General features: G+C 58.3%; 12 protein-coding genes. 3 read left to right on the top strand and 9 right to left on the bottom strand.

What is annotated here, in order from left to right; genetic code table 11:
- Positions 1 to 13: 13 nt before the first annotated feature.
- From hflD to FJD34_RS17465, 5 genes are all read right to left on the bottom strand, one after another.
- Positions 14 to 637 (bottom strand): high frequency lysogenization protein HflD, encoded by a 624-nt coding sequence (gene hflD / locus FJD34_RS17485; RefSeq protein WP_032857372.1) that lies wholly within the window; start codon positions 635 to 637, stop codon positions 14 to 16.
- Positions 634 to 1,758 (bottom strand): tRNA 2-thiouridine(34) synthase MnmA, encoded by a 1,125-nt coding sequence (gene mnmA / locus FJD34_RS17480; RefSeq protein WP_090291412.1) that lies wholly within the window; start codon positions 1,756 to 1,758, stop codon positions 634 to 636. Before mnmA ends, hflD begins: the two co-directional genes overlap by 4 nt.
- A gap of 59 nt (positions 1,759 to 1,817) precedes the next feature.
- A complete protein-coding gene (locus FJD34_RS17475; protein ID WP_032857370.1) occupies positions 1,818 to 2,264 on the bottom strand; it encodes an NUDIX hydrolase in 447 nt (148 codons plus the stop codon).
- 507 nt (positions 2,265 to 2,771) lie between these two features.
- Positions 2,772 to 3,173, bottom strand: a complete 402-nt coding sequence (locus tag FJD34_RS17470; RefSeq protein WP_032857367.1) for a carbohydrate-binding module family 20 domain-containing protein — start codon at positions 3,171 to 3,173, stop codon at positions 2,772 to 2,774.
- Positions 3,174 to 3,352: 179 nt separating this feature from the next.
- Positions 3,353 to 5,578, bottom strand: coding sequence for an NADP-dependent isocitrate dehydrogenase (locus FJD34_RS17465; RefSeq protein WP_032857365.1), 2,226 nt, complete (start codon positions 5,576 to 5,578; stop codon positions 3,353 to 3,355).
- Positions 5,579 to 6,073: 495 nt separating this feature from the next.
- On the opposite strand from FJD34_RS17465, the gene icd reads away from it, so the two are divergent.
- Positions 6,074 to 7,330 (top strand): NADP-dependent isocitrate dehydrogenase, encoded by a 1,257-nt coding sequence (gene icd / locus FJD34_RS17460; RefSeq protein ID WP_032857553.1) that lies wholly within the window; start codon positions 6,074 to 6,076, stop codon positions 7,328 to 7,330.
- Positions 7,331 to 7,409: 79 nt separating this feature from the next.
- On the opposite strand, the gene cspD is transcribed toward icd, so the two are convergent.
- A complete protein-coding gene (cspD, locus tag FJD34_RS28410) occupies positions 7,410 to 7,709 on the bottom strand; it encodes a cold shock domain-containing protein CspD (protein ID WP_090293177.1) in 300 nt (99 codons plus the stop codon).
- Positions 7,710 to 7,933: 224 nt separating this feature from the next.
- Between cspD and clpS the strand changes: the two genes are divergently transcribed.
- Together clpS and clpA are read left to right on the top strand one after the other, a co-directional pair.
- On the top strand, positions 7,934 to 8,302 hold the full coding sequence (clpS, locus tag FJD34_RS17450) for an ATP-dependent Clp protease adapter ClpS (protein ID WP_029293391.1): 369 nt from the start codon (positions 7,934 to 7,936) through the stop codon (positions 8,300 to 8,302).
- Between the two features lie 29 nt (positions 8,303 to 8,331).
- Complete coding sequence (clpA, locus tag FJD34_RS17445) at positions 8,332 to 10,602, top strand: ATP-dependent Clp protease ATP-binding subunit ClpA (RefSeq protein WP_032857364.1); 2,271 nt, start codon at positions 8,332 to 8,334, stop codon at positions 10,600 to 10,602.
- A gap of 186 nt (positions 10,603 to 10,788) precedes the next feature.
- Here the strand turns inward: clpA and infA are convergent, their stop codons facing one another.
- From infA to aat, 3 genes are all read right to left on the bottom strand, one after another.
- Entirely contained in the window at positions 10,789 to 11,007 is a 219-nt protein-coding gene (gene infA / locus FJD34_RS17440; RefSeq protein ID WP_002553999.1) for a translation initiation factor IF-1, read from the bottom strand.
- 100 nt (positions 11,008 to 11,107) lie between these two features.
- Positions 11,108 to 11,815, bottom strand: coding sequence for an arginyltransferase (locus FJD34_RS17435; RefSeq protein ID WP_065944413.1), 708 nt, complete (start codon positions 11,813 to 11,815; stop codon positions 11,108 to 11,110).
- 55 nt (positions 11,816 to 11,870) lie between these two features.
- Positions 11,871 to 12,551, bottom strand: coding sequence for a leucyl/phenylalanyl-tRNA--protein transferase (gene aat / locus FJD34_RS17430; protein ID WP_090291411.1), 681 nt, complete (start codon positions 12,549 to 12,551; stop codon positions 11,871 to 11,873).
- Positions 12,552 to 12,643: the final 92 nt, after the last annotated feature.

The raw sequence follows: 12,643 nt of genomic DNA, 5'->3' as shown, positions 1-12,643 counted from the left end.
CTGTTGCTGCGACTTATTCGTTGCGCATCAACGGGTAAAGCTCTTTAAGCAATTTGCGACGGCTGATGACCAACTGCCAACGATGACCGCCCAACTGGCGCCACAACCGCGCCGAACGAATACCGGCTAGGAGCAGGGCGCGGATTTTCGAGGCGTTGTTCGGTTGTTGCAGGTTGCGCATGTCGCCATGAACCTGGATTCGCTGGCGCAAGGTGCTCAAGGTGTCCTGGTACAGCGCACCACAGGCGGCGATCACGTTCTCGTGGGCCGGGCCGAAGTGTTGCACTTGTGACTGGATCTGCGGCAGGCGTTTGCCGATGGTTTCCAGCAGATCGTCGCGCTTGGCCAACTGCCGCTCAAGGCCGAGCATCGACAGGGCGTAACGCAACGGCTCGCGCTGCAAGGTGCTCGGGTCGCGTTCGAGGGCGCCGATCAGGGCGCGATAACCCTCACGCAGGCTCAGGTCGTCGCCGCCGTACACATCCAGAGTGTCCTTGGGGTCGACCACCAGCAAGCTGCCGAGCATGCAGGTCAGGCCCGCCTCGGTCACCTGGCCGGTCTTGGCGATCTTGTCCACCAGCACGGCGGCGAGGAAGACCCCACCCAGTGCTGTCAATTGCTCCTGGGTCGGGCTCATGCCGGGTTGCTCCAGGGTTCGGCGACTTCAATCACGCCGCCCCCCAGGCAAATCTCACCGTCGTAGAACACGACCGATTGGCCAGGCGTGACCGCGCGCTGCGGATCATCGAACGTCGCACGGTAGCCGCTGGCGGTTTTTTCCAGGGTGCAGGGCTGGTCGCTCTGGCGATAGCGCACCTTGGCGGTCAGGCGGCGTGGAGTGCTCAGGTCGATCGGGTTGACCCAATAGATCTCCGAGGCCAGCAGTGCGCCGGAGAACAGCAGCGGGTGCTCATTGCCCTGGCCGACGATCAGCACATTGTTTTCCAGGTCCTTGACCAGCACGTACCACGGCTCTTCACCGGCGTCTTTCAAGCCGCCGATGCCCAGGCCCTGGCGCTGGCCGATGGTGTGGTACATCAGGCCGTGGTGACGGCCGATGACTTCACCTTCAGTGGTCTTGATCTCGCCCGGTTGCGCCGGCAGGTACTGCTTGAGGAAGTCGCTGAAGCGGCGTTCGCCGATAAAGCAGATCCCCGTGGAGTCTTTCTTCTTCGCGGTAGCCAGGCCGTGTTTCTCGGCGATCTTGCGCACTTCGGGTTTTTCCAGCTCGCCCACCGGGAACAGGGTCTTGGCGATCTGTTCACCGCCCACGGCGTGCAGGAAGTAGCTCTGGTCCTTGTTCGGGTCCAGGCCCTTGAGCAGTTCGGTGCGCCCATCGATATCGCGACGGCGCACGTAGTGGCCAGTGGCAATCAGGTCGGCGCCGAGGATCATGGCGTAGTCGAGGAACGCCTTGAACTTGATTTCGCGGTTGCACAGGATGTCCGGGTTCGGCGTGCGACCGGCCTTGTATTCGGCCAGGAAGTGCTCGAACACATTGTCCCAGTACTCGGCGGCGAAGTTGGCGGTGTGCAGCTTGATACCGATCTTGTCGCAGACGGCCTGGGCATCGGCCAGGTCGTCCATGGCGGTGCAGTATTCCGTTCCATCGTCTTCTTCCCAGTTCTTCATGAACAGGCCTTCCACCTCATAACCCTGCTCCATGAGCAGAACGGCGGAAACGGAAGAATCCACGCCGCCGGACATGCCGACGATGACGCGCTTCTTTTGTGTGTCAGAAGGGGCTGGATCACGCATAGGATTTCAACGGGTGTCTTGAAAAAGGACGCGATTCTAGCAGGCCCGAGCCCGCAAGGCTAAAGAGAAGGGCGGATCAATTCGAGACTGTGGCAGTGACCGGCCAGATAATCATCGATACAGCGGATGATCAGCTCGCTGCGCCAGTCGTCGCGCACGGCCATCAGTTCGTCACGGGTCAGCCAGCGGGCGCGCACGATGCCTTCGTCCAGTTGATAGTCCGGGTGGTGTTTCAGGGCCTTGGCGATAAAGCACACGCGCTGGTAGGTCACCCCATTACTTGGGGCCGTGTACAGGTAAATGCCGACAATGCCGGTGGCTTCGACGTCCCAGCCGGTTTCTTCGAGGGTTTCACGTACGGCGGCTTCGGTCAGGGTTTCGTGCGGGTCGAGATGGCCGGCGGGCTGGTTGAGCACGGCGCGGCCGTCCTTGAGTTCTTCGACCATCAGGAAGCGGCCGTTGTCTTCGACGATGGTGGCGACGGTGATGTGGGGTTGCCAGGTCATTTGAACGCCTTGATTCAGGGTGTGACGCGGTCAGTGTGGGAGCGGGCTTGCTCGCGAAGGCGGTGTTTGAACCACCGAATATATTGGCTGAGCTACCGCTTTCGCGAGCAAGCCCGCTCCCACATTTTGATTGGGTTTCTTCAGTGAGGCGGCATAAGCAATCTGCATGATGCGCCTGACATTATGTGATTTTACCGGAGCCAGACCGGGGCGCAGGTTACCTCTTCAGAACAGTCGTTATTGAAGAGTGTCATGAATCCGGTTGCCCGCAAAAGCTACGAGGTGCGCCTGGCATCGCGGCTGCCTGTTGCCTTTATTATGCTCTGGCGTGTCTTTGCGCGTGTTTATGTTGGTATGGCTGGGGAGCGTGAGAGGCAGGAGGTTTTGCTGGCATGGGTCAAGGTGGCGTGCATGTTCCGATGTCCTGGCTGTCGAGCTCAAGTAGAGGATGATAAGTCGCGGCGCACGGAATACGGGGTTGTTTAAGTCGCTGGAAATGCGTGCTGGTCAGAATGTGCCGACTGCCTGCGGCTCTGGAGAGAAGGCAAATGTTACCTGATTGTCAGGGTCTGGCTGCCATTGTGGTTTTTCCAGTGGGTCTTTTTCATTGCGGATGATGCATTTCCATTCCAGCGTGTCACCGGGTTTAACGTTTTTGAACTGTACCCTGCCAGACCAGGTTGGGTGGCCTGGGTTTTTGAGTAATACGGCTTTGGATGGATCCCAATTTCCCAGCTCTGGGCGTGATCCGCTAATAAACACGCTGTATCCCGGTTTGGTGTGGCCGTTATGACAGGTAAAGCTTACGTTGAGGAAATACTCAATTTGTACGTTCTGGCCGGCGTTGGCTGCGGACAGTATCGCAAGTAAGAGAGCGCTCAGTGGCAATAGATAATGAATGCGCAGCATTTGATTGTCTCCTGCCCTCAAGTCGTTGAGTACGGCAGCAGAATGCTCTTCGGAGGGCTGGAAGTAACCTGTTAGAACTTACAGTTCATTAGAGTTTTTCGCGATAGTTCTTCTGTTGTGAGCACGGGAAAACACAAACCCCGGCACTTGGCCGGGGTTTGTGATGTTCCTTTGCGAACTTACTTCAACTTGGCAATCGCCGCGTTAAGCGTGCTGCTCGGACGCATAGCCTTGCTAGTCAGCTCAGGATTCGGCGCGTAGTAGCCGCCGATGTCCACTGGCTTGCCCTGTACGGCGTTGAGTTCGGCAACGATGGTTGCCTCGTTCTCGGCGAGGGTTTTTGCCAGTTCGCCGAACTGCGCCTGCAGCGCGGTATCTTCAGTCTGGGCGGCCAGGGCTTGTGCCCAGTACAGCGCCAGGTAGAAGTGGCTGCCGCGGTTGTCGATGTTGCCGACTTTGCGCGATGGCGACTTGTTGTTGTCGAGGAACTGGCCGGTGGCCTGGTCCAGGGTCTTGGACAGTACCAGGGCTTTCGGGTTGTTGTAGTTCACACCCAAATGCTCAAGGGACGCGGCCAGGGCCAGGAACTCGCCCAGGGAATCCCAGCGCAGGAAGTTTTCTTCCAGCAACTGCTGCACGTGTTTTGGAGCCGAGCCGCCAGCGCCGGTTTCGAACAGGCCGCCACCGTTCATCAGCGGTACGATCGACAGCATCTTGGCGCTGGTGCCCAGTTCCATGATCGGGAACAGGTCAGTCAGGTAGTCGCGCAGTACGTTGCCGGTCACCGAGATGGTGTCCAGGCCCTTGCGGGTGCGTTCCAGGGTGAACTTCATCGCGTCGACCGGCGACATGATGCGGATGTCCAGGCCTTCGGTGTTGTGGTCTTTCAGGTAGGCCTGAACTTTCTCGACCACGACGCCATCGTGGGCGCGCAGCGGGTCCAGCCAGAAGATGGCCGGTGTGCCGCTGGCGCGGGCGCGGTTGACGGCCAGTTTGACCCAGTCCTGGATCGGCGCGTCTTTGGTCTGGCACATGCGGAAGATGTCGCCGGCTTCAACCGACTGTTCCATCAGCAGGTTGCCCTTGCTATCGGTGACGCGGACTACGCCGTCAGCCTTGATCTGGAAGGTCTTGTCGTGGGAGCCGTACTCTTCGGCTTTCTTCGCCATCAGGCCAACGTTTGGCACGCTGCCCATGGTGGTTGGGTCGAAGGCACCATTGGCCTTGCAGTCTTCGATGACCGCCTGGTAGATGGTGGCGTAGCAGCGATCCGGGATCACGGCCTTGGTGTCGTGCAGTTGGCCGTCGGTGCCCCACATCTTGCCGGAGTCACGGATCATGGCTGGCATCGAGGCGTCGACGATCACGTCGCTCGGCACGTGCAGGTTGGTGATGCCTTTGTCGGAGTTGACCATCGCAAGCGATGGGCGAGCGGCGTAGACCGCCTGGATGTCCGCTTCGATCTGCGCTTGCTGGTCGGCCGGCAGGGCCTTGATGCGAGCGTACAGGTCGCCGATGCCGTTGTTCAGGTTGAAGCCGATCTGTTCGAGCACGGTGGCGTGCTTGGCCAGGGCGTCTTTATAGAACTCGGCAACGATCTGGCCGAACATGATCGGGTCGGAGACCTTCATCATGGTGGCTTTGAGGTGAACCGACAGCAGTACGCCCTGTTTCTTGGCGTCTTCGATTTCGGCGGCAATGAACGCGCGCAGGGCGTTCTTGCTCAGCACGGCGCTGTCGAGGATCTCACCGGCCTGTGCGGTGGTCTTTTCTTTCAGGACGGTGGTGGTGCCATCCTTGCCGACCAGTTCGATTTTGACCGCGTCAGCGGCTTCGATCTGTACGGCTTTTTCACTGCCGTAGAAGTCGCCATTGCTCATGTGCGCAATGTGGGACTTGGAGTCGGCAGCCCAGGCGCCCATTTTGTGCGGGTGCTTGCGTGCGTAGTTCTTGACCGACAGTGGCGCGCGGCGGTCGGAGTTGCCTTCGCGCAGGACCGGGTTCACGGCGCTGCCCTTGACCTTGTCGTAACGTGCGCGGGTTTCTTTTTCCGCGTCGGTGGTTACGGTTTCCGGGTAGTCCGGCAGGGCGTAGCCCTGGGCTTGCAGTTCCTTGATCGCGGCTTGCAGCTGCGGGGTCGAGGCGCTGATGTTAGGCAGCTTGATGATGTTGGCTTCGGGGGTTACGGCCAGGGCGCCCAGTTCGGCGAGGTGGTCCGCAACAGCCTTGTTGCCCAGTTGCTCGGGGAAGCTTGCGAGGATGCGCCCTGCGAGGGAGATATCGCGGGTTTCCACTTCAATATCAGCGGAAGCGGTGAAGGCCTCTACGATAGGCAGCAGTGAATAGGTGGCGAGGGCCGGGGCTTCGTCGGTGAAGGTATAGATGATCTTCGAGCGGGTGGGCATATTCGGATTAACTCTCTTCTTTGCTAAAAGCGTGCGCGGAAACTCGAGATGCGCCGGGTAAAGCGCGTTCGTTCAAAGTCATCCATGAGCCGAATGTCGATGTTTCTTCGCGGTGATGTTGGGTTGCATCAGTCGAGCGTCAAGCGGGTGGGCTACGGTGGCAGCCCGGCTTTTTCAGGCGCAGGTGCTCGATATAGAGCGGTCGGCCGTCGTGACTCTTTGGTCAGCGGCGGCATTATACATAGGTCGCTATGCTTACGCCGAGCCTTCATACAAAAGGTGGGTCGTCCATTGGTCTAAAGGTCGCAGGGGCCTGATTGCGCCTAAAGTCGCACGTAGTGCTCAAGTTTGGCGTTTTTCCCTTTTGTTTCAAGGTTGTAGGCGACTAAATCTACGGTTTTCGCCGCAAATGTGCCGGGGGCAAGGTTCCAGTCCACATTCAACTGGAGTAGGCTCGGACACAGCCAGATGTTCAATCCACAAACGGAGTTCAGCATGGGATACAAGAAGATTCAGGTTCCGGCAGTCGGCGACAAAATCACCGTCAACGCAGACCATTCTCTCAATGTTCCTGATAACCCGATCATTCCCTTCATCGAAGGTGACGGTATTGGCGTCGACATCAGCCCGGTGATGATCAAGGTGGTCGATGCAGCTGTTAACAAGGCTTACGGCGGCAAGCGCAAAATCTCCTGGATGGAGGTGTATGCCGGCGAGAAGGCGACTCAAGTTTACGACCAGGACACCTGGCTGCCCCAGGAAACCCTGGACGCGGTCAAGGACTACGTGGTTTCCATCAAGGGCCCGCTGACCACGCCGGTCGGTGGCGGCATCCGCTCGCTGAACGTGGCGCTGCGCCAGCAACTGGACCTGTATGTCTGCCTGCGCCCGGTGCGCTGGTTCGAAGGTGTACCAAGCCCGGTCAAGAAACCAGGCGATGTGGACATGACCATCTTCCGTGAAAACTCCGAGGATATTTACGCCGGTATCGAGTGGAAAGCCGGCTCGCCGGAAGCGATCAAGGTCATCAAGTTCCTGAAAGAAGAAATGGGCGTCACCAAGATTCGTTTCGACCAGGATTGCGGGATTGGCGTCAAGCCGGTTTCCAAGGAGGGCACCAAGCGCCTGGCGCGCAAGGCCCTGCAATATGTAGTGGATAACGACCGCGAGTCGCTGACCATCGTCCACAAGGGCAACATCATGAAGTTCACCGAAGGTGCCTTCAAGGAATGGGCCTATGAAGTGGCGGCCGAAGAGTTCGGCGCGACCCTGCTTGATGGTGGGCCGTGGATGCAGTTCAAGAACCCGCGCACCGGCAAGAACGTTGTGGTCAAGGACGCCATTGCCGACGCCATGCTCCAGCAGATCCTGCTGCGTCCGGCCGAATACGATGTGATCGCCACCCTGAACCTCAACGGCGACTATCTCTCCGACGCCCTGGCGGCAGAAGTGGGGGGTATCGGTATTGCGCCGGGCGCCAACCTGTCGGATACCGTGGCGATGTTCGAAGCCACCCACGGTACTGCGCCCAAGTACGCCGGCAAAGACCAGGTCAACCCCGGTTCGTTGATTCTGTCGGCCGAAATGATGTTGCGTCACATGGGCTGGACCGAAGCCGCCGACTTGATCATCAAGGGCACCAACGGGGCGATTTCGGCCAAGACCGTAACCTATGACTTCGAGCGCTTGATGGACGGCGCCAAGCTGGTGTCGTCGTCGGGCTTTGGGGATGCGTTGATTTCGCACATGTAAGCCGAAAGCCATAAGAAAACGGCCATCCTGACTGCTCGGGATGGCCGTTTTTTATGCAGGGTATCTACTCAGTGGCTGATCAGGCCGTTTGCTTCTTTTTGGAGGGAGCGGATTTATCTGCCTTGTCGTGCTTGTCTTCGTGGGGGTTTCCAGGTGCAGCCGCACCGGCTGCGCAGATTTCGACAGCATGCAGGCCCTTGGGTCCCTGGATGATCTCAAAGGACACCTGCTGGCCCGCTTTCAGCGTTTTATACCCCTCCATGGCAATCGCCGAGAAATGCGCAAAAAGGTCTTCATCCTTGCCGTCTTCATTAATGAAGCCGTATCCCTTGGCATTGTTGAACCATTTGACCTTGCCGTTGATCTTGACGCCAGACATACCCATATCCCTCTGCACCAGACTCCATCACTGGAGTATCATCCAGTTTATCCGTCCTAACCCGAATAAATAAGGTTGACTGCGCGGACCTTTTTTACCCACTGTGGGTTCTATTGGTTGTATCACCGTTTTGCCGATAGTCAAGTTGACCAGTCGGTCGGAGTTGAATTTCTGACAGGTCGCCCCCACCACTGTAAATGCACAACTGACGAACCTTTCTTTCCATGCATGCATTCAGCCAGATTCGACTAACATTCAATCAGGATCGCCCGGATCATCTAGAAGACGATGACGGTTCTGCAGGCATCGCTGTTCAAGAGGCCAAGCCTGCTTTACAGGCGCCGCCGATGTACAAGGTGGTTTTGTTCAATGATGACTACACGCCGATGGATTTCGTCGTCGAAGTACTCGAGGTGTTTTTTAATCTGAACCGCGAGTTGGCGACCAAGGTAATGCTGGCCGTTCACACAGAAGGACGGGCAGTATGTGGAGTGTTTACCCGCGACATCGCCGAGACCAAGGCCATGCAGGTCAACCAGTACGCCAGGGAAAGCCAGCATCCGCTACTCTGTGAAATCGAGAAGGACGGTTAACTCCGACCACTTGGGTATGAGGTGAAGCTATGTTAAACCGCGAGCTCGAAGTCACCCTTAATCTTGCCTTCAAGGAGGCTCGTTCGAAGCGTCATGAATTCATGACCGTCGAACACCTGCTGCTGGCACTTTTGGATAACGAAGCTGCCGCCACCGTTCTGCGTGCGTGCGGCGCCAACCTCGACAAGCTCAAGCATGATCTGCAGGAGTTTATCGACTCCACCACGCCACTGATCCCCGTGCATGACGAGGACCGTGAGACCCAGCCAACCCTGGGCTTCCAGCGGGTATTGCAGCGTGCTGTCTTCCACGTGCAGAGCTCCGGCAAGCGTGAAGTCACGGGCGCCAATGTGCTTGTGGCAATTTTCAGCGAACAGGAAAGCCAGGCAGTGTTCTTGCTCAAGCAGCAGAGCGTTGCCCGTATTGATGTCGTCAACTACATCGCCCACGGCATCTCCAAAGTGCCTGGGCACGGCGATCACTCCGAAGGTGAGCAGGATATGCAGGACGACGAGGGCGGTGAGTCTTCTTCTTCAAGCAACCCGCTGGATGCCTATGCCAGCAACCTCAATGAACTGGCGCGCCAGGGGCGCATCGATCCGCTGGTTGGGCGCGAGATGGAAGTTGAGCGGGTGGCGCAGATCCTGGCCCGTCGGCGCAAGAACAATCCACTGTTGGTGGGTGAGGCAGGCGTGGGTAAAACCGCGATTGCCGAAGGCCTGGCCAAGCGTATTGTTGATAACCAGGTACCGGACCTGTTGGCCAATAGCGTCGTCTACTCCCTTGACCTGGGGGCGCTGCTCGCCGGGACCAAGTACCGTGGCGACTTTGAAAAGCGTTTCAAGGCGTTGCTTGGCGAGCTGAAAAAGCGCCCGCAGGCGATCCTGTTCATTGATGAAATCCATACCATCATCGGTGCCGGTGCAGCTTCCGGTGGGGTGATGGATGCTTCCAACCTGCTCAAGCCACTGTTGTCTTCGGGCGATATCCGCTGCATCGGCTCGACCACGTTCCAGGAGTTTCGCGGGATCTTCGAAAAAGACCGTGCCCTGGCGCGTCGCTTCCAGAAGGTCGATGTGTCCGAGCCTTCGGTCGAAGACACCATCGGCATCCTGCGTGGGCTGAAAGGGCGTTTCGAAGCGCACCACGGCATCGAATACAGTGATGAGGCGCTGCGTGCGGCCGCTGAGCTGGCGTCGCGCTACATCAATGACCGGCACATGCCGGACAAAGCCATTGATGTGATCGACGAAGCAGGGGCTTATCAGCGCCTGCAGCCGGTAGAGAAGCGTGTGAAGCGTATTGAAGTGCCGCAGGTCGAGGACATCGTGGCGAAAATCGCGCGAATTCCGCCAAAACACGTCACCAGTTCCGATAAGGAGCTGCTGCGTAACCTGGAGCGCGACCTCAAGCTGACGGTATTTGGCCAGGATGCGGCGATCGACTCGCTGTCGACAGCGATCAAGCTGTCCCGGGCCGGCCTCAAGTCGCCGGACAAGCCTGTGGGTTCGTTCCTGTTTGCCGGGCCTACCGGCGTCGGCAAGACCGAGGCTGCGCGGCAGTTGGCCAAGGCCATGGGTATCGAGCTGGTGCGGTTCGACATGTCCGAATACATGGAGCGGCACACTGTGTCGCGCCTGATCGGTGCGCCTCCGGGCTATGTCGGCTTCGACCAGGGCGGCCTGTTGACTGAGGCGATCACCAAGCAACCGCATTGTGTGTTGCTGCTCGACGAAATCGAAAAGGCTCACCCGGAAGTCTTCAACCTGCTGCTGCAGGTCATGGATCACGGGACCCTGACCGACAACAACGGGCGCAAGGCGGATTTCCGCAACGTCATCGTGATCATGACCACCAACGCCGGTGCCGAGACGGCCGCGCGGGCTTCCATTGGCTTTACTCATCAGGATCACTCTTCCGACGCCATGGAAGTGATCAAGAAGAGCTTCACGCCGGAATTCCGTAACCGCCTGGACACCATTATCCAGTTTGGTCGCCTCAGCCATGAGGTGATCAAGAGCGTGGTGGACAAGTTCCTTACCGAGCTTCAGGCGCAGTTGGAAGACAAGCGCGTGCAGTTGGAAGTGACGGAAGCGGCACGCAGCTGGATCGCCGAGGGTGGCTACGACGCGGCAATGGGCGCCCGCCCAATGGCGCGCCTGATCCAGGACAAGATCAAGCGGCCGTTGGCCGAAGAGATCCTGTTTGGCGAGCTCTCCGACCATGGTGGCGTGGTGCATATCGACTTGAAGGATGGCGAGTTGACCTTCGAGTTCGAGACCACGGCCGAAATGGCCTGATTGCTGTAAACCTGTAGGAGCGAGCTTGCTCGCGAAGATCGTCAACGATAACGCATGCTTTCTGATTCGGTGCGTTGTCCTTGGGTTCTTCGCGAGCAAGCTCGCTCCTACAGTTGTTTTGCGGCCTGTATAAATATCACGCACACAAAAACGCCCGGCATAACCGGGCGTTTTGTATTGACTTGTTTAGCGAGCGCGGTAAGTGATGCGCCCTTTGCTCAAGTCATAGGGCGTCAGCTCGACGCGCACTTTGTCACCGGTAAGAATACGAATGTAGTTCTTGCGCATCTTGCCGGAGATATGCGCGGTTACGACGTGCCCATTTTCCAACTCCACGCGAAACATGGTGTTGGGCAGGGTGTCGACGACAGTGCCTTCCATTTCGAAGCTGTCTTCTTTCGACATGCAGTAAAGCCCTCGGTATCCAGTGAATGGCCCGGTGCAACTGCGCCAGGCAAAAGCGGCGTGCATTGTGCCCGAAAAAGGGTGTTCAAGCCAAGGGGTTCTAGTTAAGCGTGACCCATCTTTGATTAATCAGCAGTTCAATGGGCCGATATTGGGTCTTGTAGCTCATCTTTTTGCAGTTTTTGATCCAGTACCCGAGGTACACCGCTTCCAGTTTTTGCCTGGATGCTTCACTGATCTGCCAGAGAATGGCAAAGCGCCCGAGGCTGCGACGTTCTTCGGCGGGCTCGTAGAAGGTGTAGACCGCTGATAGACCGTTGGGCAGCAGGTCGGTGACCGCGACAGCCAGCAGCCTTCCTTCAAGCCGGAACTCGTAAAAGCGCGAGAACGGCAGATCCCGCACCAGGAACGTGGAAAATTGGTCGCGACTGGGTGGGAACATGTCGCCGTCGGCGTGGCGTTGTTCAATGTAGCGCTGGTAAAGATCGAAGTATTCTTCACTGAAGCCTGGCTTGGCGGGGGTCACGATCAGGTCGGCATTGCGCTTGAGGATGCGTTTCTGATTGCGGTCTGCAAGAAACTGTTCCACCGGTATGCGCGCCGGCACACAGGCGTTGCAGTTCTGGCAGTGCGGCCGGTACAGGTGGTCGCCACTGCGCCGAAAGCCCATCTCTGACAGATCGGCATACACATGCACGTCCATCGGCTGGCTGGGGTCGAGGAACAGCGTAGTGGCCTGTTCGTCGGGCAGGTAGCTGCAAGAGTGGGGTTGAGTGGCATAAAACTTCAAGCGCGCCAACTCGGTCATGATCAACCCTCGGATAAGCTTTGAAATAAGTGTAAGCCAGGTGCGAGGAAGTCGCTCAAGAAAGCCATGCTGCACTGCTGGGCTGGTCCAGGTGGTCGCGCAGGTAACCGGCAAAGTCGCTGCGCGCGATGGCGCGGGCACCGAGGCTGTGCAGGTGATCGGTGGGCATCTGGCAGTCGATCAGCACAAAGCCCCAGGCCTGTAATTGCCTGACCAGCGTGGCAAAGCCGAATTTCGAGGCGTTATCTGCACGACTGAACATGGATTCACCAAAAAACAACTGGCCCATGGCCAGGCCATACAGGCCGCCGACCAGTTCACCTTGGTCCCACACCTCGACGGAGTGGGCATAGCCGCGCTGGTGCAGTTGCAAGTAAGCGTTCTGCATGGCGTCAGTGATCCAGGTGCCGTCTGCATAGCTGCGAGGCGCGGCACAGGCCTGGATGACCGCGGCGAAGTCCTGGTCGAAGGTCACCTCGTAGCGTTGCTGGCGCAGCAGCTTGGCGAGGCTGCGGGATACGTGCAGCTCTGCGGGGAACAGTACCGTACGTGGGTCGGGCGACCACCACAGGATCGGCTGACCTTCCGAGAACCAGGGGAAGCAGCCGTGGCGATAAGCCTGGATCAGCCGGTCGGCAGACAGATCGCCGCCGGCGGCGAGCAGGCCGTTGGGCTCACGCATGGCTTTGGTCAGGGGTGGAAATGTCAGGGTGTTACGTTGCAACCAGGTCAGCATGGGATTCAGGCTTACAAGAAGGGGAGGGCGGTGGCAGGCCAGGCCCGCCGCGATAGGCTGTGATTGATTATTGTCGACGAAGCGCTTCCCGG

The sequence above is a fragment of the Pseudomonas brenneri genome, assembly GCF_007858285.1.
Taxonomy (GTDB): Bacteria; Pseudomonadota; Gammaproteobacteria; order Pseudomonadales; family Pseudomonadaceae; genus Aquipseudomonas; species Aquipseudomonas brenneri.
This window is presented reverse-complemented; position numbering and strand designations above follow the sequence as displayed.

Coding starts and splice junctions, on each gene's coding strand:
- FJD34_RS17470 (WP_032857367.1), bottom strand. CDS start 3,173: ATGCTGCGCATTCATTATCTATTGCCACTGAGCGCTCTCTTACTTGCG.
- aat (WP_090291411.1), bottom strand. CDS start 12,551: ATGCTGACCTGGTTGCAACGTAACACCCTGACATTTCCACCCCTGACC.
- cspD (WP_090293177.1), bottom strand. CDS start 7,709: ATGTCTGGCGTCAAGATCAACGGCAAGGTCAAATGGTTCAACAATGCC.
- mnmA (WP_090291412.1), bottom strand. CDS start 1,758: ATGCGTGATCCAGCCCCTTCTGACACACAAAAGAAGCGCGTCATCGTC.
- infA (WP_002553999.1), bottom strand. CDS start 11,007: ATGTCGAAAGAAGACAGCTTCGAAATGGAAGGCACTGTCGTCGACACC.
- FJD34_RS17435 (WP_065944413.1), bottom strand. CDS start 11,815: ATGACCGAGTTGGCGCGCTTGAAGTTTTATGCCACTCAACCCCACTCT.
- FJD34_RS17465 (WP_032857365.1), bottom strand. CDS start 5,578: ATGCCCACCCGCTCGAAGATCATCTATACCTTCACCGACGAAGCCCCG.
- hflD (WP_032857372.1), bottom strand. CDS start 637: ATGAGCCCGACCCAGGAGCAATTGACAGCACTGGGTGGGGTCTTCCTC.
- FJD34_RS17475 (WP_032857370.1), bottom strand. CDS start 2,264: ATGACCTGGCAACCCCACATCACCGTCGCCACCATCGTCGAAGACAAC.
- icd (WP_032857553.1), top strand. CDS start 6,074: ATGGGATACAAGAAGATTCAGGTTCCGGCAGTCGGCGACAAAATCACC.
- clpS (WP_029293391.1), top strand. CDS start 7,934: ATGCATGCATTCAGCCAGATTCGACTAACATTCAATCAGGATCGCCCG.
- clpA (WP_032857364.1), top strand. CDS start 8,332: ATGTTAAACCGCGAGCTCGAAGTCACCCTTAATCTTGCCTTCAAGGAG.